The organism is Kitasatospora sp. NPDC059646, from assembly GCF_042734615.1.
Taxonomy (GTDB): Bacteria; Actinomycetota; Actinomycetes; order Streptomycetales; family Streptomycetaceae; genus Kitasatospora.
The window spans coordinates 48,580-74,823 of the sequence record NZ_JBHWDS010000038.1; the positions used below are offsets into that span (position 1 = coordinate 48,580).

A 26,244-nucleotide genomic window follows, 5' to 3' on the forward strand; every position below is an offset into this window, starting at 1 on the left:
TGACCTTGACCGGGTGGGTGTCGGTCGACTCGGCGATCGTGCGCGCACCAGCGCGCCGCCGGGGCCCGGCCGAACCCCCCGGCCACGCCCTCGGACGCCCCGAGGCGGACTGACGACGAAGGCGCACCTCGCCGCCGACGGGCGCAGCCGTCCGCTCGCGTTCCCCGCCACGCCCGGCCAGCTCCGCGACGCACCCGCCTTCACCGAGGTGACAACGCGGATCCGGGCTCCCCGGTCGGTCGGCCCGCACCCCGGCCTGGGCGCTCCTGGCGCACCCGCAGACTGGGGACAACGTCCCCGGCCCTCCTTCGCCGCCCAGGCCACCGGCACCAGCCCCGACCCGCCCACCCGGGTTTCACCGCCGCCGGGCGGGTACACGCTGACAGCCGACCACCCGGCGAACCGGAGGAGGAAGAACCGTGGAAGACACACCCCAGGGCGGAGCCGGTGGCGCCCCACTCCACGACACCGACCAGAAACACCCCCTCAACCCGGACACCGAACCGGACACCGAGGAACAGGGCGACGCCACCACTGCCGATCCGAGCAGAAGCCGACACCTCGACCCGGAGGAAACCACAGACAAGGACCCCGAAAAGACCACCGACAGCTGACCCGCCGACCCGCAGAGCCGCCCGCCGTCCCCGGTCCCGGTCCCGAGGGAAACGGACCCAACGGAACGGACCGGACGAGGTGTTGGACAGACCCGGCCGGGGCCACGGCACGGCACGGCAGCAGCCCCGGATCGGCTCCCCTCGTCTCCGCCAACCGTTCCGGGGGCAACGCGGGCCGACGCTCACGTCCGCGGCTGACTGAACGGGACCGAGCACACCGCCAGCCACCGGACCGCCCGAAGCGGTTCGGCTCGGCCGTCGCAGCCGCGACACGCACCCGCGGCGTAGGAGCCGGGCGGGCTGCGCGCTGTCAGTTGAGCATGCGGGCCGCCTCGACCTGCTGGAGGTGGATCAGGACGTCGTGGGTCTGGGTGAGGCGGATCTGCGGGGCGCTTCCGGGCCAGGGGTGGGTGGTGCCGATGTTCTTGACGGTGTGCGGCGCGGCGAGCCATGCGCGGGCCGGCTCCGGGGTGTTGCGCAGGTCGACGACGAAGTCGCGGTAGCGGACCTTGTCGAGGGTGTGCTCGGCGGTGCCCGGCTCGGCGGGCCCGACGGTGAAGCGCTGGACGGCACCGGCCTGGTCGAAGGCGTTGAAGGAGCCGTGGTCGAAGGTGAGGCCCACGCTCAGGTAGTCGGCGCCCAACTGTTCGCGCAGGAAGTCGCCCTGGGCCTTCGGGTGGCTGGCGGGGGCGTAGGTCTTGAGGGCGACGTGGCTGTTGTGGGCGGCGAGCAGGATCTTGTCGCCGGTCCGCTGCTGCCACCAGGCGACGTTCTGCGCCATGACCCGGTCGCGGTAGATCATGGCTTCGGCGGGGCCCTGGGGGTCGTTGTCCAGGTCGAAGGCGAACTGGGCGGTCATCTGGTGGATCGCCGTGGCGTGCTGGACGGCCCAGGCGTGCGCGTCGGCGTCCGCGCCGGGCTGCTGCTTGAGCAGCTCGACCGCCCGGCCGGTCCGTTCGGCGAGCTCCTTGCGTTCGGCCAACGGCTTCGCCAGGTAGTCGTCGACGTAGGTCGCGGCGTCGGTGGCGGGCCGCAGGCCCCGGTACAACTCGGCCAGCTGGGGCAGGAGTTCGGGGAGCGCCGAGGCCGCGTAGGCGTTCACCTTGTCGTACAGTTCCGCCCCGGCGAAACCGCTGTCGTCACCGACGAAGCGGACCGGGTCCTTGGGGTGCTCGACGTTGTACGCGCGCATCCACTGGAGCATGTCCCGGTACTCGCCGTTGTTCCACCACCGGTAGGTGCCCTGGAACTCCTCGTCCATGATCTGCTTCAAGTCGCCCTCCCCGCGCAGGACGTAGCCGTCCAGCCGTACACCGGTGCTCCACGGGGCCTCAAGGGCGAAGGCCCGGAAGCCCTTCTCCTCGACCAGGTAGCGCAGGACGCGGTGCTTGACGGTGAAGAACTCGTGCGAGCCGTGAGTGGCCTCGCCCAGGCCCACCACCTTGGCGTCGCCGACCATCCGCCCGAACGGGCGCAGGTCGGCCAGGCTGCCCCGGGGCTCGGTGGTGCGCAACGGGTGCGCCACCCGGTCGAGGGCTGCCTCGGGCGAGCGGAACGCGGCGGCGTCGACGGAGGCCGACGCGGCGGGCGGGGCGGACGGGGTGCCGGCGGAAGCGCTGGGAGCGGCGGCCAGGGTGGCACCGAGCGGGACGAGCAGAGCGGCAATCAGGGCCTTCTGAGTGATCATGAAACCAACTTTCGCCGCCCCGGCGCACCCCGCACCATCCGCTGCGCCCCCCGATCGCCCCGGGGGTTTGCCTCACCCGCCGATGGACGGGTGACTGGGACCACGCTCCCGGTCCTGACCGGGCGTCACGCAGGCGGCGCACCGCATTCCCTGTCGCTGTGACATGCCGCAACCGGCGAACGACGGGTGTACTGGGCGCGGGCGGCCGAGTCGGCCGCCCGCGGCCTCCCTCACGAGAGCGAACGGGCGCGGTACTGACGGCCCGTCAGTGCCTCGGCGGGGAACCGGCCGTCGACGCCGCACCTCCACGCCCCGGCCGTGACGGGCCATCAGCGCGAAGCGGTCCAGCTCCGGGCGGCCGCAAGGCGAGCCCGGTTCGCGGAGTGCGGATCAGTGCCGTTCGAATGCGAGATCTCGCGGCTGCACGTACTCGCGTGGTCCCGCCGCCCGCAGGACCACGTCCAGCACCCGCTCCGGGTCGGACGCATAGGCGTGCGAGAACCAGGCCATGTTGGCCTCCACCACGGCCCAGCGGTGGCCCGGGCGGTAGGGGTCGAGCAGCTCTCCGACGTCCACGACGACGGCGCTCGGCAGCGTGTGTCCGGCTGCGGCGGCCAGCCGGTCGGCGAACTCCGTGATCTGCGCGGCGGTGGCCCGGTCCGCCCGGTCGGTGCCGAGCGGGCGGGGGTCGAGCCGGCCGAAGACCGCGTACCGGCTCGCCGTGGCGATCTGACCGTCCAGCAGGAACAACCGGTACTCGGCGGCGAAGGTCACCACGTCGGACAGCAGCACCGGTGCCGCCGGGTCCAGGGAGGAGGGCAGCCGGGACCCGTCGGTGTGGACATCGGCCGGGAAGGACTTCTCACGGGGCGGCTTGACGAACGTCGGCCGGTCGATCGCCCATGCGTCCGCGACGGTCCCCGCCCGCACCTCGCGGCCGGTGAACTCCTCCGGCAGCTCGGCGAGCCAGCCGTCCGTCGGCTCCAGCAGAGCGAACCCGAGCCGGCCTGCCAGCCGCGCCCCCGCGACCGGCCCGCCGTACCAGTACGCGGGGCCCGCCAGGCCGGGCTCCTCCGCCGCCCGGACCGGCATCCCCCGGCCGGCCGCCTCGACGGCCAACAGCTCCATCGTCGACGTCCGCCGCCCAGGCATGACGAGCACCGCCGCCCCCTTTCCCGTGCTCCGCAAAGCCGCCACGCTAGCCCCACCGCGCCCACCACTGCACCCGAAAATCCCCGGAGCAGACAGGGAATGGCAAGCCACCGGTCGTTGGTCGAGATCACTTGGCAATCCGACGGGGTCAACGGGTCGAGCGACGATGCCCGGTCCGGGCCGAGGCGGGGTCGGGCACCGGACGAGGCGTGCAGGATGGGGATGGCCCGGCTGGAGCCGGCCGGCCGCTGGTCCCTGACGGCGGACCGTGACGGCACGGCTGCCGGCGGCAAATGGCCGTGGGCCCGGTCTGCCCCGTCGTCACGAGCCTTCCGCCGGCGGCAGGGGAACGGGAGTGCGGCGGTTGCGCGCTGCACACCCGTGGTCCGGGGTGCGCCCCGCCGCCTCCGACGGCAGGAACCGCCCCTGACGGGCGATCAGGGCCTCGCCGCGCAGGGCAGGCCCGGCAGGCGGACGGCGTGTCAGTCCTGTTGCCGGCCGGAGTGCTTCCTGGTGCGTTCCCTCGTCCAGCCGATCAGCACCGGCACCAGGAGGACGGCGAGGGCGGTGTCGAGCCGGCCCATCCACAGCTGCTCGGCCGCGCTCGGCAGTCCGCCCAGCGTGGGGGCGACCTGGCCGGACGGGTCGGTGGTGACCGTGACGGTCTCGCCGACCCGCCTCGAACCTCCGAGCGTCCCCGTGGCCGTCCCGGTGATCGGCGGACCGTCCAGGGCCTCCAGGGTGTAGACCTGGTAGTCGGTGTTGTCGGCGTTGAACTTCGTCTGCACCCTGGTTATTCGCGCGTGCTGCTCCAGGCCGTGCTCGCGCAGCGCGCGGGAGTCCAGCACGGAGATGTGGACGAACAGCATGGCCGTGGCGATGGCGCCGAGCAGGGTCATCAACAGGGCCGGGTCGTCGCGCCGCACCACCCAGGTGAGATGGACGGTGATCAGGACGAGCAACACCAGCAGTGGCACCGCCGCCTGACCGTGGGTGCGGTGGGCGAAGTCGGCCAGCTTGCGGTCGCCGAAGAACACCGCTCCTCCCAACAGCGCCGCCAATGCCGCGTTCCAGGCCGCACGTCCCGCGGTGCGCATCGTCCGCCTCCCCAGCTCCGCTCCCCGCACACTCCGGATCTCAGTATGAGCGGCCCCGCTGTCGCCGGATCCCCCGTTTCCCGCCCGCCGACGAGCGGCCGGGGGCGCCGGGCGCTCCGCGGCCGCCTGTCTCACCTGACCGGGCAGCGAGTTGACGGTCCGATGGGGGGTGTGCCGGCCGGCCCGCCGACTCGGCGAGGATCCCCGCAGCCGCAACTCCCCTGCTGTACAGCGGTGTTCGCGCGCAGCGGACCCGATCGGGCGGCGGGCGGCCGCACTTGAGCGGACGCAGGGGGCGGTGCTTCACTGTGCGGATGAGCGGCGAGGCTGAGATGACAAGGCTGTTCGGTGCGAGGCTCAGCACCCATCGGGTGGACACCGGGGCACGATGGCGGAACACCGCATGGGCGCTGGCGGTGGCCGTGCCGACCGGCTGGCTCGGGCTGTGGGCCCTGCTCGGCGCGGACGACGGGCGCCCGGGCGGCGGGCGGGCGATCGGCCTGGTGATCGGCCTGTCCCTGGGTGCGCTGTACATCGCCGCGACGCAGGCGTGGCGCGCGGTGCGGGGCGGGTCGGGAGAGTACTTCGAGGTCCGTGAGCGGGGCCTGGTCCACGGCTCCCGCCGGGGTGAGGCGGGCTGGGAGTGGAGCCGGGTCGTGTCGATCACGACGCCGGAGGCCCCGAGGATCCACGGCCTCGCCCGCCGCCTGGGCAACGACTACCGCTGCCGCCTCGCCCTCGACGACGGCACCCGCCTGCACATCGACGGGCACACCGCGGGGGCTTCCGGCCTCGGACGTGCGGTGGTGGAGCACTGTCCCCGCGCCCGCCGCCTGCAGGGGGACGAGTGGCAGGAACGGGCGGGCGGCTGGTACCTCGCCGGCGCGGCGCTGTTCCTGGCAGTGGGCGCCTCGCTCGTCGCCTTCCTGGTGAGCCATGCCGACGAGGACGCGCAGAACGTCAGCGAAGGCATGACCGTCGCGGTCGGGCTGGGCCTGCCGGTGTGCGCGGTCGGCGCGATCACCTGCGCGGTGCTGTACATCCGCTACCGGATGTACCGTCCACGCTGATCCCGGCGCCTCACCCCGCCCGCACGGCACGGTGCACGCGACCGCTCCGCCGACGACGTCGAACCGCCCGCCTCCGGTGCCCGCCGGCACTCCCCGCGGTCAGGCCGCGGCCGGGGTTCCGGACGGGCCCGGGGAGCCGACCCGGTGCAAGGTGCCGTCCGGATCGACATAGCCGAACTCGCGCAACCCGTAAGGGGTGTCGGCCGGATCGGTCAGCCGCCCGGGCACATCGGCCGCGCTCCACTCGGCGTGCACCGCGTCCGCGTCCGACACGTACAGGTAGACCACCGCGCCGGTGCGCAGCGGGTCGTGCTCCGCCCACTCGGTCAGGTGGAGCTCCACGGCACCGCGCGAGACGAAGCCGTACCCGCCGCCGCCCGCGTACGACTCGGCCGTGAACCCCAGCCGTCGGTAGCGCGCCAGGGCGGCGGCCAGGTCGCGGACCGGAACCACTGGGGCGACCCGTTCGAACGCGACGGGGTCGGGCTGTGCGGGCACGCGCTCCTCCCGGGGCGGGCGGTGGTGTGAGGGGCCAGTGTCCCGCACCGACGGCGGCTTCGGGCCCGAACCGGGCAGCCTTGTTGACCCGGGCGGTACCGTCCAACCGGTCGTCGGAGCGACGCAGTGCGGTGCTGGTGAGGCTGCCCACGCCCTCGACCCGAGGCCGCCGACCGGCTCCGGGACTACGCCGCCCGGACCTTCCGCGCCGCCTGACCCGCCCAACGGCCCGGCCCACGGCCATGGCCCCGCCGTGGGGCCCCGCCCCACCGCTCCCGGCTGGGCCCGCCCGACGTCGAGCGCCCTTGCGCCCCACCCGGCGCCGTCGGACCGTGAGCCCATCCGTTCGCCGGCGCGCATCGCGGAGGTCGACAAGGACGACGGTCGCGGTGTCGAGGAGCACCGGGTCGGCGGAGTGGCCGGCCGGGTGGCTCCCGGTACCGCGACCGTCGGGGCCGCCCCGGCTGGGTGGACGGGACAGCCCTCAGCCGTTGACGCCCAGCTGGGTCAGCAGGGTCGCGTTGTCCTCGATGTGCCAGTCCTCGACGATCCTGTCGGTGCCGACGTGCTGGATGTCGATGGCGTTGAAGTCGACGCGCTGGCCCTTGCCCTGGACGCCGTTGAAGGTGCCGGTGAAGTGTCCGCGGAAGACCAGCCGGGCAGTGATCTTGTCGCCGGTGATCAGCAGATCGGAGAGCTCACAGGTCAGGTCCGGCACCGCGGCGCGGAAGTTCTTCGAGGCGAAGACCGGCCCGGTGGGGCCCTGCGGGCGGCCGGCGGGCAGCGTGTTGTCCTTGAACTGCGGGCTGACGGCGGCGTCCAGGTACTTCTGCTGTCCGGTGTTCCAGAAGGTGTACAACTGCTGGGCCAGGCGGACCTCCTGGGCCGCGCGCTTCTCCCCGATCGAGCGGTCGACGGTGATCGCCCCGGGCTGGACCAGGTCGGCCGAGTGGTCGATCAGGCGCTGCGGCCAGGCGTGGGAGCCCTGAGGGCGGCTGCTGTCGTGGGCCCGGGCCGCGGCCACGGTGCCGCCGGCCAGGCAGACCAGGGCGGCGCCGAGGACGGCAGTGCGGGTGAACGTGTGCGAGCGCATGGGAGTTGCTCCTCGGGTCGGCCGGCCACGCCCTGTTGCAGGGCAGGCCGGGGTTGCCGGACGGTCAATTCGACCGGCCGGTGAGAACTGAGTGACGGGGTGTCAGGTCCGGTGCCGGGCACCGTCGTCGGCGGTGCCTTCGGCACCGGCGCCCTGGGCGAGGGCCCTCTTCAGTGACAACGGGTCCGTCCGGCGGGCGGCAGGGCCGTCACCCGGGCCGGCATCGCGGCCGGGCCGTCCGTGCCGATGACGGGCATCACGGATGTGCTTCGAACATGCGGAGAACTCCTTCGAGTCGTCATCGGTGCCGGCTGCTGCCCGCCGGGCAACCACAACCTTCGCTCCCACCGCACGGATGAGTCCAAGGCTTGTTTTTTGCCCCAGCCATAAAGACTGTTCATGGGACTCCCAACAAGGTCTCCCCACGACGCCCTCCTTGAAGACTTGAATGCAAGGTTTTTCGTCATCTTTCGCAAGGCGCTCCCCGCAGTCAGCGGAGACCCTGGGTTTCACCGAGATGGCGCCGACATGTCCGCAGGGCAGAGCAGCGGCGCGGGGCGTGCGCAGCCGCTGATCACCGCAGTGCGACCACCGCTTCCTGGCTCCACAGGATGAACGGGCCGTCCCGTCGGTGCCTGCGCGGAGTGGCCGAATCTTAAGCAACGGAGCTTCCCGCCCGGGGAGTTGGCTTCACTTCATGATCTGATGGTCGCCGCGGGAGCCGATCACCGGAGCCCGCCAGATCGACCAGTGTCAGTCCCCGACAGGAGGCTCGAACGTGTCGTACTCCTCTTTCCGCCCGCAGCGGCTGTGGCGTCCGCTGCTGCTCGTCATGGCGCTGGCGGCAGGCCTGTTCGCCGCGCCCGTCCCGGCCGGCGCCACCGCACGGGCCGCCGCCTTCGCCGCGGTGACCTTCGACGTGGACGCGAACACCGCGTACGGCGACACCGTCCTGGTCTCGGGCGGGGTGGCGCAGCTCGGGTCGTGGAACCCGGCCGCCGCCGTGCCGTTGAGCACCAACTCGACGACGTACCCGCGGTGGACCGCCACCGTCCAGCTGCCGCTCGGTGCGACGGTGCAGTACAAGTACCTGATCCGCTCGGCGAGCGGCACGGTGACCTGGGAGGGCGTCCCGGACCGCACGGTGAGCGCGCCGACCGTCGGCACGGCGACCACCGGCGACCGCTGGAACACGGTGAACGGCGCGACCGTCGGGACGGTCTTCCACGTCAATGCGGCCACCGCCTACGGCCAGGGCGTCTACGTGGTCGGCGACATCGCCGAACTCGGCGGCTGGAACCCGGCCAAGGCGGTCTCGCTGAGTACCGACACCGGCACCTACCCGACCTGGACGGGCAGCATCCCGCTGCCGCCCAACACGGCGGTCCAGTACAAGTACCTGAAGAAGAACCCGGACGGCACGCTCGCCTGGGAGGGCGGCGCCAACCGCGCCGTGGTCACCCCGACCGGCGGCCTCCTGACGATCAGTGACACCTGGCAGTAGCAGCCGACCGCGCCGCCGGGCCGTCGTCCCCCTTCGGAGGGACGCGGTCGGGCGGCCTCGCACGTCGCCGGTGTCAGCGGGGCGTATCCGGGCACGCCGAGCCTCTCGGCGTGGCAGCGGCGATGTCGCCACCGGGGGAACGCGAGCGGGCCGGGCCACGCCGCCCCGGGGGCCGTTGCCTCTCCGGCGTGGGGCCGCCAGGTGCGCGGGTCGGCGGCCGGTGGAGGCAACGGGGCCTCGGGACGCCGGCCGGACCGCCCCTCCGCCCGGCAGCGGCGCCCGTGCACCGGCCTGTCGGAGGCGGCCGCCGTTCACGTTCCCTTCGCCTCTGGGACGGCCCGGCGCCGCAGGGGCGTCGCCGGCCGGTGCGACCGTTCCGTCCGCCGCTCGTCACTCAGTGGAACGAACCGACCAGAAGGATCACCTTGAACCGCACTGCTCCCCTTTCGGCCGTCCTGGTCGTCTCCCTCGCCGCCGGCGTGCTGGGCACCGCCGGCTCCGCGTCCGCCCGCGACTGGGACGGTGTCCGGTACGGCCAGCAGGACCTGTACGGCACGAAGGCCCCGTACGCGCCGCAGGGGAAGGTGAGCCAGTACCAGAAGCCGCCGAAGGGCTTCAGCCCGGTGTTCACGGAGAACGTCGCCCGCCACGGCTCCCGCGCCATGTCGGACGGCGAGGACGGCGACGCGGTGCTGGCCGTTCTGCGCACGGCGCAGCAGCAGGGGGCGCTGACCGACCTCGGCGCGCAGTTGGGGCCGCAGGTGCAGTCGCTCCTCGACGCGGCGAAGGCCGTCGGCTACGGCAACCTGTCCGAGCGCGGCGCCCGGGAGCACCGGCAGACCGCGCTGCGCATGGAGCAGCGCCTGCCGTCGCTCTTCGAGAAGATCGTCGCCGACCACGAGCCGGTGGCCGTCGAGACGTCGGGCGTGACGCGGGCGGTGGCCAGCGCCAACGCCTTCACCGGCGGACTGGCGGCCGGAGATCCGCGGCTGGCGGGCCTGATCAAGGCTCCTGTCACGGACAAGGACCTGCTGTACTTCCACAAGCAGCCTCAGAACGCCGACTACCAGGCCTACTTGAAGAGCGACCCGGAGCTGTCGGGCGTCCTGGCCGGGATCGCCGGCGACCCCCGCACCGCCGAGGCGGCCCACCGGGTCGTCTCGCGGCTGTTCCGTCCCGACTTCACCGCTGCGCTCGGCACCACCGACCAGGTGTCGTTCGCCCGCTCGCTCTACCAGCTCTTCGCTGCGGCTCCGGATCTGAGCGTGGAGGCGCCGGACGTCGACCTCGCCCGCTTCCTCGCGCCGCACGACGCCCAGTGGTTCGCCTACCTGGACGACGCCGAGGAGTTCTACCAGAAAGGCCCGGCCTTCGAGGGGCGCACGATCACCTACCGGATGGCCGGCGTCCTCCTCGACGACCTGCTCGCCCAGGCCGAGGCGAAGGCCGCCGGCACCAACCGAAACGGCGCGGTGCTGCGCTTCACCCACGCCGAGGAGATCGAACCGCTCGCGGCCCTGATGGGACTGCCCGGCAGCACCGAGCCCGCCGGACCGGGGGAGCCGTACTCGTACCGCACCAACCCGTGGCGCGGAGCCGAGGTGTCGCCGATGGCGGCGAACGTCCAGTGGGACCTCTTCGCGAACACGCCCGCCGACGGCAAGCCCGCCACCCACCTGGTCCGGATGCTCTACAACGAGAAGGAGACCGCTTTCAAGGCCTCCTGCAAGCCCGTCAGCACGGGCAGCCACTTCTACGATCTCAACGAGCTCAAGCGCTGCCTCGCGCACGGCTGACCGTCGCGCAGCCCGGTGTGTCGCGCTGCGGTCCGGGTCTTGCGGGCGTTCGGAGCGGCGGCCTAGCGTGGCAGTTCCTCCAGGCACCCGCCACCCCGACCGCACCGGCACAGAGAGGTGACCCGCATGACCGCTCCCCTCCCCCGCTTCCGCGCCGCGACGCTCACGGCCGCGACGGCACTGTCCCTGATCGGTCTCGCCACTGGGCCGGTGCACGCCGCGGGCTGGCCTCCGCTGCAACCCGGCGCCCGCCTGTACACCGGCACCGGCGGCACCGGAACCGCCAGCACCGTCGACCTCGGCGACGTCAGCACCTGCCACACGCTGGCCGCCGCAGCCCGCTCGGTGCAGGTGGCCTCCGGCTCCGCGTCCGTGGTGCTGTACACCGGGGCCGGCTGCACAGGGGCGTACCCGTGGGCGACCGGTTCGCTGGCCCAGTCCGACACGCCCTCTCCGGTGCTGAGCTACCGGGTCGTTCCGGCCTGACCACTCCCCGGTGCCGCGGCGGTCCTTCACCGCCGCGGCACCGCTGCTTCCCTCCGCACGGGCACCGTGGGAGACGGAACGCACTGACGGCCCGTCAGCATGCCGAGCAGCGCCGAGCACGCGCTGCGGCGGTGGCTCACTGCCCTTCGTCGCGGCTCCGCCGTCGGTCGTTCTCCGCCGCCCGGCCGGTTCCCGCCTTCGGGGCGCCTCCGTCGGCCAAGTGCCGTCGCGGCTCGGGGCGGCGTGCTCAGTCGCCCTGGGACCAGGCGGCGCTGGGCAGTGACAGGTAGACGCCGAAGTCGACCAGCCCGTTGCGGCCTGGATGTTCGCGTGGAGCGCGTCCACCCGCTCTTGCCGGTCGGACGCCCTGCTCGCGAACCACTTCGACTTGACCTCGATCACCACGGCCAGCCCACTGCGGTCGAGCGGGCCCGAGGGCCGGAAGCGGATCTCGACGTCCCCCGGCCGCAACTCCCCGTCGTACGGCTCCTCGGGGCACTCGACAGCCAACGACACCAGGTGCGGCAGCACTTCTCCCAGTTCGCGCAGACGGGCGTCCGACACGGTGGGCGCATGGGTCACGTCGACAAGTGGCATACCCGCCACCCTGGATGACGGTCCGGGGAGGTCGACGCGGGCAGCCGCGCGGCGGTGAGCGGCGGACGGCCTGCCCGCGCGGGCGTCCCCCGTCGTCCGCCGCGCGAGGAGCCTCGGGCACCCTCGTTCTCGTACTCTGCGGCGCCCGTGGACCACATCACCAGGAGGAACCTGTGTCGTCCCTGCCACCGCCCTCTCCCGAGGAGAGGCTCTCCCAGGCGAAGAGGCAGCTGCGCCTTCCGCCGATCGTCGTGATCTGCGGCTCCACCCGCTTCATGACCGAGATGGCCGAGGCCGACCTGCGGGAGACCATGGCCGGCAGGATCGTCGTCAAGCCGGGCTGCGACCTGAAGTCGCCGCACGAGCTCTGGTCCGATCCTGCCGAGGCCGAGGGGCTGAAGGCACGACTCGACGCTCTGCACCGGTCGAAGATCCGGCTGGCCGACGAGGTGCTCGTCGTCGGCGACTACATCGGGGACAGCACCCGTGCCGAAATCGCCTATGCGCGGTCGTTGCACAAACCGGTGCGCTTCACGCACCCCGAAGTCGACCCCGACGCCTGACCCACCCGCTCCCGCACCTGTTCGCCACCCGTCCGGGCGCGCGTGAACCTCCCCGGTTCGCGCCACTGTCGGCTCGCGCACCGAGCGGCTCGGGGCGACGGCAACCGACGCAAGCGTTGTTTCGCCCCGAATTGGGCCGGTGCGCAGACCGTCGATCGCGGTGACTCATATTCGATCGTTTGAGTCGGAAGTTCCGTGGCACGGCACCCCGAGCCCGCACGCATCCAGGCCGTTTCGGGACTGTTCGTACAGAATGGCCGGCGTCCGCCGACAGCAACTGCGCCGCCACCGTACGCGGGCAACCGGCCAAAAATTCCCCCACCCTTTGGCTGCAAATTTCCGCTTTTTGCGAGCTGGCCGAACCTGGAGGCATTTGCTTGATTTTCAGGGCACTGCATGAAAGGTGGACGTTTTTTTGCGCTTTGGCATGTGACGTGCGCCACTTTTGGCAATTCCAGGGAAATGGCGGCAATGGCGAGTGACATGCTCATGCAGCCAAGACGGCACCCATTTCCGGTGCCGCCCATCGCCAATCGGGAGGAATTCCCCATGATCATCAAGTCGCGCACGGCCCGCCGCGTCGCCACCGTCGGTGCGGCGGCCCTGCTGGCCGGCGGATTCGGGATGAGCTCGGCCTCCGCGAACGTCGCCTCCAGCGGCGGCGGCTGCACCGGTTACGTCTCCGTCGGGTACGGCCTGTCGATCAACTCCTGCATCTCCGCCAGCGGGGGCACCGTCTTCCCGGACGGCTACATCTCCGGAAGCGCCAGCAACTGCACCATCTACGTGGACCTGATCAAGAACGGCAGCGTCGTCAGCACGCGCACGGGCAGCTGCACCCCCGGCCACATCAACGGCGGCCCCGTCTCCGGAAACGGCACCTACTTCACCGGGATCTACGCCGTGGTGAACGGGAACTACACCTCCGAGATCATCAGCCCCAACGAGTACAACTAGCCCGCCCCGCGGCGGAGTGGGCCCTCTCCGACGTGGCTGGATGACCGACGGCCGGAGCCCGGGATCCCCGCAGGATTTCCTCGGCTCGGGCCGGGCGGCCCACCGATGGGGATGCCGATCCCGCCGACGGTTTGAGCACGGGCGGGCGCGGCCTTTCTGGCGATCATGGACTGCACATTCCCGTGACGTCGCAGTGGAAGGCCGCGCCCGCACGCCGTCTCGAACGCGCTCCCGAACAGGAACCGATTTCGGGCGACCGGCGCGCCGAGCCGAGGAGCGCCAGTTCCGCCGGCCGTCGAACCGGAATCCCTCGTACCGCCCCCTCCTTCAATCCCGCCCGTCCTCCCGTGGGATGCTCTTAGCATGTCTGGCACAAAGCGTTCTCACACTCCGCTCGCGGCAGCGGCCGCCGTTCTCGTGTTAACCCTGGCCGGCTGTTCGTCGTCCACCCCCTCGACCAGCGACGGCACCGGCCTGGTCAGCGTCGAGGGCGGAATCGCCTCCGCCGCCCCGGGTCACCGGGAGGCGGCGCCGGACATCTCGGGCACCACGCTGGACGGCGGGCAGGTCAAGCTGTCCGACTACCGCGGCAAAGTGGTCGTCCTGAACCTCTGGGGCTCCTGGTGCAGCGCCTGCCGCACCGAAGCGCCGGGGCTGCAGGAGCTCTGGCAGAAGTACCAGGGCCAGGGCGTGCAGTTCCTCGGGATCAACACCAGGGACAACGACCCGGCCAACGCCGTCGCCTTCGAGAAGAACAAGGGCGTCACCTTCCCCAGCATCTTCGACCCGGACGGCACCCAGATCCTCAGGTTCCCCAAGGGCAACCTCAACCCGCAGGCGATCCCCACCACCATGGTGATCGACCGGGACGGCAGGATGGCCACCCGCGTCTTCGGCGCCAGGTCCGCCGACGACCTCGACGCCATGATCCGGCCGGTGCTCGAAGAGCAGGCGCCCGGCACGTCCTGACGCCTCGTCACCGGCCGTCCTGCCGGTGACGACCTCGCCGGGCGAGGCCGCAGGCGCGTCGCGAGGCAGGCGCGTCGCCAGGCAGCCGCGTCGCGAGGCAGGCGCGTCGCGAGGTCGTGGGGGCGCCCGGGTCGCCCGGGTGTGCCGTCTTCCCCACGCTGCTCCCCCGCGGTCAGGCTCGGCGGGCGTAGGACCTCAGGCGGTCGGCGAACGCGCCGACGAGGGCACGCAGTTCATCGGGGCGCTCGACGACGAACGGCCGGTCGAGCGCGGCGAGCACCGGGGGAAGCCAGTCGAGTCGTTCCGCCCGCAGTTCGACGCGCAGCCAGCGCTCGGCCGCCGGGTCCTCGTCCGCCACGGGTGCACGCTCCTCCACGCTCGCGACGCCGGCGGGAAGGTGGGCGCGGATCTGCCCGACCGTCGCGTGGATCCGCAGGGTCACCTCGTGCCGGTACTCGGCGGTGGCGAAGGACGACAGCAGGCGCTGCGCCGGGGCGGGGTCCACGGGCGCTTCGAACGAGCCGGGCAGGATCCGCGCGTCCGCGATGCAGTCGAGCCGGAAGGTCCGGTCCTCGCCGACCCGGGCGTCCTGACCGGTGACGTACCACCGGCCGGCGTGGGCGACGACGCCGTACGCGTGCAGCGGGCGTTCGCTTCGCTGCCCGTTGCGGTCGGTGTAGCGGATCGAGACCGGGCGGCGGTGGCGCACCGCATCGGCGAGGGTGAGCAGGACCTCGGCGTCCGGGGGGTCGAAGTCACCGGGCTGGTCGGTGAAGGCGAGGGCTTCCAGGAGTGTGTCGAGACGGCGGGCGAGGTGCTTGGGCAGCACCCGGCGGATCTTCGCCGCTGCCGTCTCGCTCGCCGTGCGCTCCGTCGTCGTCAACCCTGTTCGGCGGCCGGCGAGCAGGCCGAGCAGCACCGCCAGTGCCTCGTCGTCGCTGAGCATGAGCGGAGGCAGGCGGTAGCCGGGGGCGAGCCGGTACCCGCCGTAGCGGCCGCGCACCGATTCGACGGGCACGTCCAGCTCGATCAACTGGTCGACGTAGCGCCGCACGGTGCGCCCTTCGACGCCGAGTCGGTCGGCGAGTTCGGCGACCGTCCGGATGCCTCCCGACTGCAGCAGTTCCAGGAGGGTCAGCACGCGGCCGGTGGGTCGAGGCATGTTCCCAGCCTAGTGCGGATACCGGACCGGTTCTGTCCCCTATTTCTCCTAGCCTGCTCCGCGTACGCCTCCAGCACAGCCAAGGAGATTCCCGTGGACTTCGTCTCGATCCGCATCATCACCAGCGACGTCGCGCGCCTCGTCGCCTTCTACGAACGGGCCACGGGGGTGGCGGCGCGGTGGGCCACCGAGGACTTCGCCGAACTCACGACGGCGGGGGCCACCCTCGCGATCGCCGGCACCCGCACCGTCCCGCTGTTCGCCCCGGGCTCCGCCCGCCCGGCGGCGAACCACAGTGTGATCACCGAGTTCCTCGTCGACGACGTCGACCGCGTCCACCGGAACCTGACCGCCTTCGTCACCGACTTCGTGGCCGGACCCACCACGATGCCGTGGGGCAACCGGTCCCTGCTGCTCCGCGACCCCGACGGCAACCTCGTCAACTTCTTCACCCCCGTCACCCCGGCGGCCCGCGAGAAGTTCGCCCGCTGACCGCCACGCGCGGCCGGCTCGCCGACCGGTGCCGCGCCTGCCGCCACTGCGCCGTCACCAGCCACGCGTGGCGGCGAACTCCGGCTGTCCCCCGGGGAGTCGGTCCGCTCCGGCCGGCCGTCGACGATCTCCGTGGGTGTGGACACTGCCGTCATGGGGGGAACGGCGCGAACAGCGCCCGGCGGACCGGCGACGCTGCCTTCGCCCGACCCGTCCCTCCCCCGGCCTCGCGTGCCGGAGGCCCGGCTCGCCGCCGCGGGAGGCGGCAGAGGTCGGGCCTCCGGGTGACGGGGTGTCAGGGCAGCGCCGGTGGCGTGCAGCCGCGGTGGTCGGCGGAGTGCCGGGCGAAGCCGGCAAGGGCGTCCCGCGCCGAGGCGTCCGCCGGTTCGAGGCGGTTCGCCAGGTACACGGCCGTGCCGCCGGGGCACTTCGCGGTCGCCCTGCCGAGGCTTCCGTCGATTCCCGGTGCGGTGGAGGACTCCAGGTCCAGGCCGACGCCTTCCCCGGCCTGGTGGGCGAAGGGCGGGTAGCAGGCATTGGCACGGCGCAGGCCCGGCCGGGGCTAATGTGCCCGGGACGGCTTGGGCTTGGGCATGCGGCCGAGGGTGGGGCGCAGTAGTGGTGCGTGGTGGGCGAGGAAGGCCCAGAGCTGGTCGGCGACCGGGCCGTGGGGTCGGTCGCGGCGGCGGGCTGCGGAGAGTTCTTCGACCACGCCGGGGAAGTGCCGTCCGGCGATGGAGAGCAGGCTTCCGTCGCGCAACTCCGGCTCGATCATGAAGCGCGGGAGGTGTCCCCAGGCCATGCCGTGCAGGATCAGTTCCTTCTTCATCAGGTGGTCCGGTACGGAGCACCGGGGCGCGCCCTCGACGAGGAAGTGGCCCGGTTCGGACGGCTGGCGCGCCGAGTCCCGGACCAAGCACTGGGTGAGGGCCTGCATGCGCTGCGGGGTGATGTCGGTGTCCGGGGGGAAGGGCAGGAAGCCGGGCGCCACGACGGGGACCAGCGCGACGCGGCCGAGGTCGATGGACTCCATCCGCACGTCGCTCTTGGGGACGCGGTGCACGATGAGGTCGGCTTCGTCCTCCAGCAGCCGCTCCCAGGGGCCGGTCACCGTTTCGAACTGCAGGTGCAGTCGCGTCTGGGGGTGTTGTGCGAAGAAGCGGCTGAGCAGTGCCAGGACCGGCGGCAGCGGGCAGAGGTCCCCGAGCACCACGCGCAGTTCGGCCTCCTCGCCCATCGCCAGCTGCTCTGCGTAGAGCCGGAGTTCATCGGTCTCGTGCAGCAGGAGCCGCGCCTTGCGGTGGAACGCGCGGCCTGCCTCGGTGAGCCGGACCCGGTAGCCCGAGCGGTCCAGCAGGGTCAGGCCCACCTGGCGCTCCAGCTTGGCCACCGCCGCGAAGACGGACGGGTGCGAGCGGTGCAGCCGCTCCGCGGCGGCCTGGAAGCCGCCCTCGCTCACCACGGCGTCGAAGCACTGCAACTCGTGGAGCGTGAAGTTCGACATTGTCCAGACAACCTACAGGCTCCTTCCGATCTTTGTCATGGAACTCCGCGGGCGGCGTTCCTAGGCTGGGCACATAGCCGCTGGATCCACCTGGAGCTGACATGACGTCCCAGACCCGTACTGCCATCACCACCGGCGATGGCGTCCGCATCGCCTACCGCTTCGACGGCGACGAGACCAAGCCGGTGCTGCTGCTCTCGAACTCCATCGCGACCGACCTGCACATGTGGGACGGTCAGGTACCGGCGCTCACCGAGCACTTCCGGCTGCTGCGCTACGACGCGCGCGGCCACGGCGCCTCCGACGTGCCGAGCGGCCCGTACTCGCTGGACCGGCTGGGGCGCGACGTGGTGGAACTGCTGGACGCGCTGGGCCTGGAGCGGGTGCACGTGCTGGGCCTGTCCCTCGGCGGCATCGTGGCGCAGTGGCTGGGGATCCACGTGCCGGAGCGGGTCGACCGCCTCGTGCTCTCCAACACGGCCGCGCACCTCGGGCCGGCGAGCCAGTGGGACCGGCCGATCGCCGAACTGCTGGCGGCCCCCGACATGAAGGCCACCGCGGACATGTTCCTGCACAACTGGTTCCCGGCCGACATGCTGGAGGGGGACAACGAGATCGTCGAGGGCTTCCGCCGCACGCTGCTCGCCACCCGGCGCGAGGGCGTGGCCGGGAGCTGGGCCGCGGTCCGTGACTCCGACCTGCGCCGCACAGCTGCCCTGATCGCCAGCCCGACGCTGGTCGTCGCCGGCGAGCACGACACCGTCACCTCCGCCGCCCACGGACGGGAGGTCGCTTCCACCATCCCCGGCGCCCGGTTCACCGTCCTGCCCACGGTCCACCTGGCGAACGTCGAACGTCCGGCGGAATTCCTGGATGCCGTGGTGGCCTTCCTCCGCGAACGCCCTTGACCGCCGGGGTCGCGGTCGGGCGAAGCGCTCCTGGTTCGCGGCGCAGCACCCTTCGAAACTTTCGGTGATCTTTCGCCGCGAGGAGCGCCCTCGTACCTTTCATTTCGGCGGGAACGGCCGGCAGTTGGGGTGCCCCCACGGCCTTCGAGTCGCTGGCCTGGACCGTTCTCCCCGCCGGGCTACCGCACGCACGCCCGAACGTGTCGATGTGTCGAACGAAAGTGTTGACAGTCCGTCAGGCCGCGCTCAACACTGTCGCCGTCGACGAGTCCGGCCGGCCTCCGGGTTCGGGCCCGCGTGGGTGCCGGGCGGCGTCGGCGATGTTGACGGTACGTCGGTCACGTGCCGTGCTGCGCGACGTCCTCGTTCCTTCGCGGTCGTCGGTGTCCGCAGCACCGCACCCCACCCCACCCGACCCATCGGCAGAACGGATCACCTCCGTGAACTTCCCCCACCCCAAGAGCGGTTCGGTCGGCCGCCTGCGGCGGCTGCTCGGCAGGACGCGCGTCCTGGTCCTGGCGTTCGCCGCCGTCCTGGTCCTTCCGGGCACCGCCGACGCGGCGACCATCACGACGAACCAGACCGGCAGCGACGGCGGATACTTCTACTCGTTCTGGACCGAGGGCAGCGGTGCGGCCTCGATGTCCCTGAACGGCGGCGGCAACTACAGCACCTCGTGGACCAACGCCGGCAACTTCGTCGCCGGCAAGGGCTGGAGCACCGGCTCGCGCAACCCGGTGACGTACTCCGGCTCGTGGAGCACCTCCGGCAACGCCTACCTGTCGCTGTACGGCTGGAGCACCAACCCGCTGGTCGAGTACTACGTCGTCGAGAACTACGGCTCGTACAAGCCGACCGGCACCTACAAGGGCACCGTCACCAGTGACGGCGGCACCTACGACATCTACGAGACGACCCGCGTCAACGCCCCCTCCATCGAGGGCACCAAGACCTTCAACCAGTACTGGAGCGTCCGCCAGAGCAAGCGGACCGGCGGCACCATCACCGTCGGGAACCACTTCGACGCGTGGGCCGGCCACGGCATGAACCTCGGCACCATGAACTACGAGATCCTGGCCACCGAGGGCTACCAGAGCAGCGGCAGCTCCAACCTCACGCTCGGCTCCTCCGGAGGCGGCGGGGGTGGCGGCGGCACCGGTGGCAGCTGCACGGCCACGCTCTCCGCGGGCAGTTCGTGGAGCGACCGCTACAACCTGAACGTCTCGGTCACCGGCTCGAACTCCTGGAAGGTGACCGTGAAGGTCCCCTCGCCGGAGAAGATCAGCTCGACCTGGAACATCAACGCCTCCTACCCGGACGCCCAGACCCTCGTCGCCACCCCCAACGGCGCGGGCAACAACTGGGGCATGACCATCATGACCAACGGCAACACCACTTGGCCGACGGTCTCCTGCGCCACGAGCTGACGCTCCGACAACTCGCCGGCAGGACAGTGCGCGTGACGGTCGCCGGCCGTCACGCGCCGCCGCGCTTCCCCGGCCGGACGCGGCACCGGCCGCCCCGGTCGGGGCAGTCGCTCGAAGCGCGCACGATCGTGGGGTCGCTGTCGCGGTCCGCGGTCAAGCCCGTCCGGGTCACGGGCTCGTACCGGTGGCCGGCGGGGGAACCGAGGGTGCGGGGCCCGGCGGTGAGCCGGCGTTCGCGCAGGTCGGCGGGGGTGTGCGGCGGATGGCGGCGCGGCCGGCGCGGGGCCGTCCATGTCACAGCACTGTTCTGGGAGCGGACCGGGCGCAACGGTTCCTGACGGTTCGCCAGTCCCCGAGGTCGAATCCGCCGCCCGTCCCGGGCACTCGCCGCCACCGCCGTACCGGAGGAAATCACCGTGCGCGTCCGCAACTTCGCCCTCACCGCCCTGGCCGTCGCCGCCGCCCTCTCGCTCACCGCCTGCCAGGACGAGGAGACCGGCACGGCACAGGGCGCACCGGCCGCCGCCCCAACCACGTCCGCCGGCGCCTCCCCCGGCGGGTCGGCCTCCGGCGGGCCGGCGGCGAGTGCCCCGGGTCGGCAGAGCGCGCCGCCCGCCGGCACCGCGCCCGGGGCCGCCGGTTCCGGCAAGGCCGCGACGTGCCGGACCGCGGACCTGACGGTCACCGCCGCGGACCGCACCATCACCGGCGACAGCGAGAACACCGTCGTCGTCGAACTGAAGAACCACACCGGCAAGGACTGCACGCTCTCCGGGTACGCGGGCGTCGACCTGAAGACCTCGGCGGGCACCGTGTCCGCGAAGCGCTCCGGCGACCCCGTCGTCACCGGCGTCGTGGCGGCCGGCGCCTCGACCTACTTCGGCATCAGCTACCCGGCCAACACCTCGGGCGGCTCCGGCGTCCGCATCACCGGCCTCGTGGTCACCCCGCCCGACGAGACCCACCCGGTCACCCTGCCCTGGCCGGGCGCCGGCTCGCTGCCCGTCACCGACGGCAGCGGCTCCCCGGTCAAGGTCGGCCCCGTGGGAAGCGCCGGCCAGGGCCGGTAGCCGTCAAACCAGGCCCGGCCCGATCGGGATCCGGCAACCGGACCGCCACCGGCGCCGTCCCCGTCCGCCGTCCCGCCGAATGGCCCCGGCCCGTCCCGCGCGGCGGGCGGAGCCGGGGGTGACGGTCCGCTCCGATAGCGTGCGTGGATGGCTGATGATGCGTTGACCTTCCTGATCGATGCCGATCACGGGCAGTTCTACCTCCAGGACGTTGAGCCCTACGACGCGTGGATGGCCGCGCACGCGGCGGACCCCGACCTCCCGCCGGCCGGCTGGACCGCCGAGGCGGTCCACGTCCACCGCATCGGAGTGGAGCCGCACTCGATCGCCGTCGGCACCGCGCGGGACGACCTGGTCGAGGCGCTGATCGCCGTCCACGCGTCCGCGCCCGTGGTCGAGCCGACGGCGGAGCACGTCGTGGAGGCGGACCTGGCCGCCCCGACGGGCCGACTCTCCGTGTCCAGCCCGGGACTCGACCCCGAGGACGGGCCGAGCATGACCGTTCCCGCCGGCCTGTGGCGGGCCCGGGTCTCCTACGTCCCCTCCGCCCCACCGGGCGTCGAGACCACCGGCGGCCCCGGCGATCACTTCCTCTACCGGCTCGACCTGTGGCCCGCCGACCGGGCGCGTGGACTCGTCGTCCTCAAGCAGGGCCCCGACCCCTGGTGCTGACAGGGCTGGGCCCGGTGCGGGCGAAGCGGATCCACCGGCAGCTCCAGTCGTTGTCCGCGAAGGCGGACGGTGGGCTGTCGTGCTCGGCGGCGGGCAGGTACCGGCCCCGGTCGCCCTCGTGCTCCCCGACGGTGACGCGGTAGGTGCCGGGTGCGAGGTGCAGGACGGCGCCGATGCGGCTCGTGCCGTCCGTGTCGAGGGCGAGGTGCCGGGCGTCCGGGGTGGGGGTGTCGGCGGCGGGGCGGGTTTCCGAGGCGGCCACGGCGGCCCAGGCGATGACCGCCCGGCCGGTGGGGAGGTCGAGGACGCCGGCGGGCCGTTCCTCGGCGGGCCGGGCGCGGGCGGCGCGGCGACGCGGGGCGTCCCAGGTGCGCGGGATCCAGGAGCGCATGAGCAGGAAGGTGTCGGCGGGGCCGTCCTGGTGGGCGGGAAGAGCGATCTCGGCGGTGGCCTCGCCGTCGGTCTCCCAGATCAGGGCGGTGTGCTGCCGCTCCGTCCCGAAGCGCACCGTCGCGGCGTCGAGGTCGTCGTCGTCCGGGTGGACGGCCGTCCAGGCGCGGACGTAGTCGCCGGCGGGGTCGAGGTCCTGGTGGGGGTCGGGCCCGGCGCCGCCCCAGTCGGGGAAGGAGCGGGCGTCGCAGACCAGCAGCGGGCCTCCGAGGCTGTTGACGCGGGCGGCGGGCGGCCAGTGGAGGGCGGTGGGCGGGGCGGACGCTTCGTTGCTCATCAGGTGGAGTGACTGCCGATCGGTTGCCGCGACGGGCCGACGGGTCGACCCGCCGCCGGGAGGACTGGGTGGTGCGTGAGCTCTGCCTATCACAGCCCCACGACAACCCGGTCCGGTCCGGGCCACCGCCCCGGAGGGTGCGAACGCCTGCCGCCGGTCGCGCAGTTCACACGCGCCGCTGCTCGCGGCGCCGGCGGGGCGGTGCCGCGAGCAGCGGGGGGCGGGTCGTTCAGGACTGGCGGCAGTTCTGGCCGTTCACCCACAGGGGGCCCTCGGCCCAACCGGTCCGGCAGGAGTAGCTCGTGTTGCCGTCGGTGAGGACGAAGTCGGACAGCGGTCCCCACTGGTCGTTCCGGCAGTCGCTGCCCAGGACGTTCGGACCGTCCGCGCCGACCACGACGCAGGTGATCGATCCGCCGGCCCTGGGCCCGCCGTCGGCGGCAGCGGCAGCGGGGGTGACGGTCAGACAGAGGGCGGCGGCGGCAGCGGCGCCGGGGCCGAGTCGGTTCACGGGGGTCTCCTTGTCGGGTCGGACGGTGAGTGCGCGGATCGTTCCCGCCCGACCCGGTCGGGTATCGACCCGTTCGGCTGACCGGGCCGGCAGGCGGGCGGCAAGGAGCACCGCCGCCCCCGTCCGCGCGCGGAACCGCAGCCGGACCCCGGTCGTCCTCTCCCGCAACGGCAACCGATGATCTTGGGGGACTCGTGACTGACGGCCCGTCGGAAGCAACCGGTGCGCCCGCGCGGCGCCGGTGGTGGCGCCCGGTCCTGACCGGCCTGTGCGCGCTGTTGCTGCTCGCGCCCGCCGTGCTCGCCGTGGTGCGGGTGCTGGGGCTGGACGACGGGACCGTGCTCGCGCTGCCGATGGCGGCGCTGCCGTACGCGGTGCTGCTGGCGCTGCCGGCGCCCGTGCTGCTGGCCGTGTTGCGGCGGCGCTGGTTCGCCGGGGCGGCGGTCGCCCTGGTGGCGCTGCAGCTGTGGTGGCTGGTGCCGCGGGCCGTCCCCGACGGGGCGGAGGCGCCGGCCGGCGCGCCGCGGCTGCGACTGGCCACCAGCAACGCCTACCTGGGCGGCATCTCGCCGCAGGCGCCGGTCGACCTGGTCCGGGCGCAGCGCGTGGACGCCCTGGCGGTGGAGGAGTTGAGCGAGTCCGCCGCGGCGGCGCTGGACGCGGCGGGCATCCGGACGCTGCTGCCGCACCGGGAGATGGCGCAGGGCACGGACACCGCGATCTACACCCGGCTGCCCGTGACCGGGGCCGCCGATCCGGCGTGGCCGACCACGAACGTGACGGTCGAGGTGGGTGGTCGGCCGGTCGTGCTGGTGGCGGTCCACACCTACTATCCGCTCGGTGACGCCCGGAAGTGGGCGGCGGGGATGCGGGCCCTGCGCGACGCGGCTCCGGGGCGGACCGGGAACGCGGTGCTCCTCGGCGACTTCAACGCCACGCTCGACCACGCACCGATGCGGGACCTGCTGGCCACCGGCCTGTCGGACTCCCACGCGGAACTGGGGGCGGGCCTGTTCCCGACCTGGCCGGAGCACAACCGCGACCTGCCGTTCCTGCCGCCGCTGATCCAGATCGACCACGTCCTGCACGGTGAGCGTCTGGCGGCGGTGTCGGTGGACGAGTTCACGCTGGCGCGGACGGACCACCGGGCGGTGGTGGCGGAACTCGCCGTCCGCGGCTGACCCCCGACCCAGGCGCCGGGGGCGACTGTCGCCGGCTGCGGGAGCGGCTCCCGGCGCGGCGATGAGTTTTCCGGCTCCGGACCGTCTACATCTCGACGGAACGGAACGCCGGTGCGCGGCACCGGCCCATCGGACAGGAGTGCGGGCATGGGCCTCATCCACATCGAACTGTTCACCACCCTCGACCTGGTCGCGCAGGCGCCCGGCGGCCCCGACGAGGACCCTGCGGGTTTCCCGTTCGGCGGCTGGCAGGCGCCGCTGCTGGACGACGTCGCCGGGGCGCAGATCCTCGCCGCGTACCAGGGCACGGACGCGCTGCTGCTGGGGCGGCGCACCTACGACATCTTCGCGGCGCACTGGCCGCGTCAGAAGGAGGGCGAGATCGCCGAGTTGTTCAACCGCGTCCCGAAGTACGTGGCCTCCCGGCACACGCCGGAGCTGCCGTGGGCGGGGTCCACGCTGCTGGGGCCGGACCTCGCCCGGGCGGTGCGCGAGGTCCGCGAGCGGCACGAGCACATCAAGGTCGTGGGCAGTCTGGACCTGGTGCAGACCCTGCTGCGGGAGAAGCTGTTCGACCGGCTCGACCTGTGGGTGCACCCGATCACGCTCGGCGTCGGCAAGAAGGTCTTCGACGGCGGCGCGGTGCCCACGAACCTCACCCTGCTGGAGGTGCCGGTGGCCGACCCCACCGGCACGGTGTTCCTGCGCTACGCCCTGGCCCCCGGCACGCCCCGCACCGGCGACATGACCGCCCCCGACCGGGGCCTCGGTCCGGACGACGCTCACTGACCGCCGCGGCGCACCGCCGGTTCCGCCGCCCCCGCGCGCCGGGTGCAGGCGGCTGTCAACCCCGACCTTGGTCGGGGGTGCGGCCTGCCGTTCGGGCCGGGTGGCGGGCCCGGACGGCCGCCTACGGTGCGGTCCATGACGCATCTTCACCGTTCCCGGGCGACCGTCCCGGGCTCCCATCGCACCCCTCCCCGGGGCCGGCCCGTCGTGGCTGCGGCCCTGCTCGTCTGCGGCGCCGCCGCCGTCGCGCTGCTGGCCCCGGACGGCGACCGGGCGGCTGCCTGGTCCGCCGCCGGCTACCGGCGCGTCGTGGCGGCGTTCGCGGACCTGCCCGCCGCCGTTCCGGCACTCGCGACCGAGGTGGGGCTGCTGGTGCTCGGTGCGGTGTGGGTGGTGTGCTGGTGGCGGGCGCGGGGCCGCTCCGGCGACGCCGTTGCCGGGGTTGTGCTGGCCGGTGCGGGCACGGTCGTGGCGTACGGGCTCAGCGAGGTGCTGAAGACGGCGTTCGACGAGCAGCGGCCCTGCCGGGCGCTGAGTGCCGTGCCGGCGCAGGTGGCGGCCGAGTGTCCGCCGCCCGGGGACTGGTCGTTCCCCAGCAACCACGCCACTCTCGCCGCGGCGCTGGCCGTCGGGCTGGCCGTGCTGCATCCGCGGCTGGCGGCGCTGGTGCTGCCGGTCGGGGCGGCGACGGCCGCCGGGCGGGTCGCGGCCGGGGTGCACTATCCGCACGACGTCCTGGCGGGCGCGGTGCTCGGCGCGGCCGTGGTGGCGGCGCTGCTGGCCTGTGCGCGTCCGGCCGCGACCCGCGCGGTGGGCGCGCTCGCGGGCGTGCCGCTGCTCGGCCCGGTGCTGCTGTCGCCGAGCGCGAACCGGCCCGGCCCGGACCTGCGCAGCGCGGTCTCAGACGGCCGTGGCGGGCAGTCCGGCTTCGTGGGCGAGGACCGCGGCCGCGGCCCGGTTCGGCACGTCCAGCCGGGTCAGGATCGAGCTGACGTGGGCTTTCACGGTGCCTTCCACCACGCCGAGGCGGCGGGCGATCGCGCCGTTGGACAGCCCGGCGGCGACCAGCGTCAGCACGTCGCGTTCCCGGGCGGTGAGCGCGGCCACCAGGCGGCGGGCCGCTTCGCGCCGCCCCGCCCCGCCGCCGGCTCCGGTGGCGGCGAGGTGGGCGACCACCCGCGCGGCCACTCGGGGTGAGAGGTAGGCCGCGCCGGACGCGATGGCCCGTACTCCGGCGAGCAGTTCCTCCGGTTCGCCGGACTTCACCAGGAAGCCGCTCGCGCCGCCGCCCAGCGCCCGCAGGATGTAGTCGTCCTCGCCGAAGGTGGTGAGCATCAGCACTCCGGTCGCGGCGCCGGTGCGGCGCAGTTCGGCGGCGGCGGCGAGGCCGTCCAGCCGCGGCATCCGGATGTCCAGCACGGCGACGTCGGGGCGGTGACGGAGCGCCAGGTCGACCGCCTCGCGTCCGTCGGCGGCCTCGGCGACGACCTCGATGGCGGGGTCGGTGGTGAGCACGGCGCGCAGTCCGGCGCGGATCATCGGTTCGTCGTCGGCGAGCAGCACCCGGATCGGCGCGGTGGTCATCGTCGGTCTCCTTCGGTCGGTGCGGGGCGGGTGTCGGGGGTCAGGCGGCTCTACCTTCTGAGCCGGGTTGGTCTGGTCATTCGTAGGGTTGGACCACCCAGGGGTGCTGGGTGTGGCTATCAGGCGGCTGCCGT

The 26,244-nt window shown here is 73.1% G+C and carries 26 protein-coding genes and 2 pseudogenes; 17 read left to right on the plus strand and 11 right to left on the minus strand.

Features of this window, described 5'->3' with window-relative positions; translation table 11 throughout:
• Positions 1-100: 100 nt before the first annotated feature.
• Positions 101-261, plus strand: a pseudogene (locus tag ACFV1L_RS24590) (IS5/IS1182 family transposase); the annotation flags it as partial.
• Positions 262-419: 158 nt separating this feature from the next.
• Positions 420-614, plus strand: a complete 195-nt coding sequence (locus tag ACFV1L_RS24595; RefSeq protein WP_380369348.1) for a hypothetical protein — start codon at positions 420-422, stop codon at positions 612-614.
• 310 nt (positions 615-924) lie between these two features.
• Here the strand turns inward: ACFV1L_RS24595 and ACFV1L_RS24600 are convergent, their stop codons facing one another.
• The 3 genes from ACFV1L_RS24600 to ACFV1L_RS24610 all read right to left on the minus strand — a co-directional run bounded on the left by ACFV1L_RS24600 (position 925) and on the right by ACFV1L_RS24610 (position 4,550).
• The gene (locus ACFV1L_RS24600; RefSeq protein WP_380369282.1) at positions 925-2,301 is read right to left on the minus strand and encodes an erythromycin esterase family protein; all 1,377 of its coding nucleotides are present in this window, start codon (positions 2,299-2,301) and stop codon (positions 925-927) included.
• A 390-nt stretch (positions 2,302-2,691) separates the two neighbouring features.
• Positions 2,692-3,429: an ATP-grasp domain-containing protein gene (locus tag ACFV1L_RS24605; protein WP_380369285.1), complete on the minus strand. Its 738-nt coding sequence runs from the start codon at positions 3,427-3,429 to the stop codon at positions 2,692-2,694.
• Between the two features lie 506 nt (positions 3,430-3,935).
• Positions 3,936-4,550, minus strand: coding sequence for a hypothetical protein (locus tag ACFV1L_RS24610; protein WP_380369287.1), 615 nt, complete (start codon positions 4,548-4,550; stop codon positions 3,936-3,938).
• 314 nt (positions 4,551-4,864) lie between these two features.
• On the opposite strand from ACFV1L_RS24610, the gene ACFV1L_RS24615 reads away from it, so the two are divergent.
• Entirely contained in the window at positions 4,865-5,620 is a 756-nt protein-coding gene (locus ACFV1L_RS24615; protein WP_380369289.1) for a hypothetical protein, read from the plus strand.
• Positions 5,621-5,719: 99 nt separating this feature from the next.
• Here ACFV1L_RS24615 and ACFV1L_RS24620 read toward each other — a convergent pair whose 3' ends face one another.
• Together ACFV1L_RS24620 and ACFV1L_RS24625 are read right to left on the minus strand one after the other, a co-directional pair.
• Positions 5,720-6,118, minus strand: coding sequence for a bleomycin resistance protein (locus ACFV1L_RS24620; RefSeq protein WP_380369292.1), 399 nt, complete (start codon positions 6,116-6,118; stop codon positions 5,720-5,722).
• Positions 6,119-6,602: 484 nt separating this feature from the next.
• Entirely contained in the window at positions 6,603-7,211 is a 609-nt protein-coding gene (locus ACFV1L_RS24625) for an ester cyclase (protein WP_380369295.1), read from the minus strand.
• Positions 7,212-7,989: 778 nt separating this feature from the next.
• Here ACFV1L_RS24625 and ACFV1L_RS24630 point away from each other — a divergent pair.
• The 6 genes from ACFV1L_RS24630 (at position 7,990) to ACFV1L_RS24655 (ending at position 14,083) form a co-directional block, all read left to right on the plus strand.
• Complete coding sequence (locus ACFV1L_RS24630) at positions 7,990-8,715, plus strand: CBM20 domain-containing protein (RefSeq protein ID WP_380369297.1); 726 nt, start codon at positions 7,990-7,992, stop codon at positions 8,713-8,715.
• Between the two features lie 425 nt (positions 8,716-9,140).
• Complete coding sequence (locus ACFV1L_RS24635; RefSeq protein WP_380369299.1) at positions 9,141-10,511, plus strand: histidine-type phosphatase; 1,371 nt, start codon at positions 9,141-9,143, stop codon at positions 10,509-10,511.
• A 126-nt stretch (positions 10,512-10,637) separates the two neighbouring features.
• Positions 10,638-10,997 carry a hypothetical protein gene (locus tag ACFV1L_RS24640; RefSeq protein ID WP_380369302.1) on the plus strand — a complete coding sequence of 120 codons (360 nt, stop codon included), beginning with the start codon at positions 10,638-10,640 and terminating at the stop codon, positions 10,995-10,997.
• 770 nt (positions 10,998-11,767) lie between these two features.
• Complete coding sequence (locus ACFV1L_RS24645; RefSeq protein WP_380369304.1) at positions 11,768-12,157, plus strand: hypothetical protein; 390 nt, start codon at positions 11,768-11,770, stop codon at positions 12,155-12,157.
• 549 nt (positions 12,158-12,706) lie between these two features.
• Positions 12,707-13,114, plus strand: coding sequence for a hypothetical protein (locus tag ACFV1L_RS24650; RefSeq protein WP_380369307.1), 408 nt, complete (start codon positions 12,707-12,709; stop codon positions 13,112-13,114).
• 417 nt (positions 13,115-13,531) lie between these two features.
• The gene (locus ACFV1L_RS24655; protein ID WP_380369310.1) at positions 13,532-14,083 is read left to right on the plus strand and encodes a TlpA disulfide reductase family protein; all 552 of its coding nucleotides are present in this window, start codon (positions 13,532-13,534) and stop codon (positions 14,081-14,083) included.
• Positions 14,084-14,255: 172 nt separating this feature from the next.
• Here the strand turns inward: ACFV1L_RS24655 and ACFV1L_RS24660 are convergent, their stop codons facing one another.
• Positions 14,256-15,245, minus strand: coding sequence for a helix-turn-helix transcriptional regulator (locus tag ACFV1L_RS24660; RefSeq protein WP_380369312.1), 990 nt, complete (start codon positions 15,243-15,245; stop codon positions 14,256-14,258).
• A 93-nt stretch (positions 15,246-15,338) separates the two neighbouring features.
• Between ACFV1L_RS24660 and ACFV1L_RS24665 the strand changes: the two genes are divergently transcribed.
• Positions 15,339-15,737, plus strand: coding sequence for a VOC family protein (locus tag ACFV1L_RS24665; protein WP_380369314.1), 399 nt, complete (start codon positions 15,339-15,341; stop codon positions 15,735-15,737).
• A 562-nt stretch (positions 15,738-16,299) separates the two neighbouring features.
• Here the strand turns inward: ACFV1L_RS24665 and ACFV1L_RS24670 are convergent.
• Complete coding sequence (locus ACFV1L_RS24670) at positions 16,300-17,241, minus strand: LysR family transcriptional regulator (protein WP_380369316.1); 942 nt, start codon at positions 17,239-17,241, stop codon at positions 16,300-16,302.
• A gap of 101 nt (positions 17,242-17,342) precedes the next feature.
• Here ACFV1L_RS24670 and pcaD point away from each other — a divergent pair, with 101 nt between their 5' ends.
• From pcaD to ACFV1L_RS24690, 4 genes are all read left to right on the plus strand, one after another.
• The gene (gene pcaD / locus ACFV1L_RS24675) at positions 17,343-18,149 is read left to right on the plus strand and encodes a 3-oxoadipate enol-lactonase (RefSeq protein WP_380369319.1); all 807 of its coding nucleotides are present in this window, start codon (positions 17,343-17,345) and stop codon (positions 18,147-18,149) included.
• Positions 18,150-18,589: 440 nt separating this feature from the next.
• Complete coding sequence (locus ACFV1L_RS24680) at positions 18,590-19,576, plus strand: glycoside hydrolase family 11 protein (RefSeq protein ID WP_380369321.1); 987 nt, start codon at positions 18,590-18,592, stop codon at positions 19,574-19,576.
• A 416-nt stretch (positions 19,577-19,992) separates the two neighbouring features.
• Positions 19,993-20,646, plus strand: a complete 654-nt coding sequence (locus tag ACFV1L_RS24685) for a DUF4232 domain-containing protein (RefSeq protein ID WP_380369324.1) — start codon at positions 19,993-19,995, stop codon at positions 20,644-20,646.
• A 147-nt stretch (positions 20,647-20,793) separates the two neighbouring features.
• On the plus strand, positions 20,794-21,318 hold the full coding sequence (locus tag ACFV1L_RS24690; protein WP_380369326.1) for a hypothetical protein: 525 nt from the start codon (positions 20,794-20,796) through the stop codon (positions 21,316-21,318).
• Here the strand turns inward: ACFV1L_RS24690 and ACFV1L_RS24695 are convergent.
• Both ACFV1L_RS24695 and ACFV1L_RS24700 read right to left on the minus strand, forming a co-directional pair.
• Positions 21,290-22,045, minus strand: a complete 756-nt coding sequence (locus ACFV1L_RS24695; RefSeq protein WP_380369328.1) for a hypothetical protein — start codon at positions 22,043-22,045, stop codon at positions 21,290-21,292. The two genes, ACFV1L_RS24690 and ACFV1L_RS24695, sit on opposite strands and share 29 nt — an antisense overlap.
• 229 nt (positions 22,046-22,274) lie before the next feature.
• Positions 22,275-22,556: a hypothetical protein gene (locus ACFV1L_RS24700; protein WP_380369330.1), complete on the minus strand. Its 282-nt coding sequence runs from the start codon at positions 22,554-22,556 to the stop codon at positions 22,275-22,277.
• A gap of 194 nt (positions 22,557-22,750) precedes the next feature.
• Here ACFV1L_RS24700 and ACFV1L_RS24705 point away from each other — a divergent pair, with 194 nt between their 5' ends.
• Both ACFV1L_RS24705 and ACFV1L_RS24710 read left to right on the plus strand, forming a co-directional pair.
• Complete coding sequence (locus ACFV1L_RS24705; protein ID WP_380369332.1) at positions 22,751-23,737, plus strand: endonuclease/exonuclease/phosphatase family protein; 987 nt, start codon at positions 22,751-22,753, stop codon at positions 23,735-23,737.
• A 147-nt stretch (positions 23,738-23,884) separates the two neighbouring features.
• Positions 23,885-24,526: a dihydrofolate reductase family protein gene (locus ACFV1L_RS24710; protein ID WP_380369334.1), complete on the plus strand. Its 642-nt coding sequence runs from the start codon at positions 23,885-23,887 to the stop codon at positions 24,524-24,526.
• Between the two features lie 296 nt (positions 24,527-24,822).
• On the opposite strand, the gene ACFV1L_RS24715 is transcribed toward ACFV1L_RS24710, so the two are convergent.
• A complete protein-coding gene (locus ACFV1L_RS24715; protein ID WP_380369351.1) occupies positions 24,823-25,125 on the minus strand; it encodes a hypothetical protein in 303 nt (100 codons plus the stop codon).
• Here ACFV1L_RS24715 and ACFV1L_RS24720 point away from each other — a divergent pair.
• Positions 25,016-25,255 (plus strand): annotated as a pseudogene (locus ACFV1L_RS24720) (phosphatase PAP2 family protein); the annotation flags it as partial. The gene ACFV1L_RS24715 and the pseudogene ACFV1L_RS24720 overlap by 110 nt on opposite strands.
• A 171-nt stretch (positions 25,256-25,426) precedes the next feature.
• Here the strand turns inward: ACFV1L_RS24720 and ACFV1L_RS24725 are convergent.
• A complete protein-coding gene (locus ACFV1L_RS24725) occupies positions 25,427-26,110 on the minus strand; it encodes a response regulator (protein ID WP_380369336.1) in 684 nt (227 codons plus the stop codon).
• Positions 26,111-26,244: the final 134 nt, after the last annotated feature.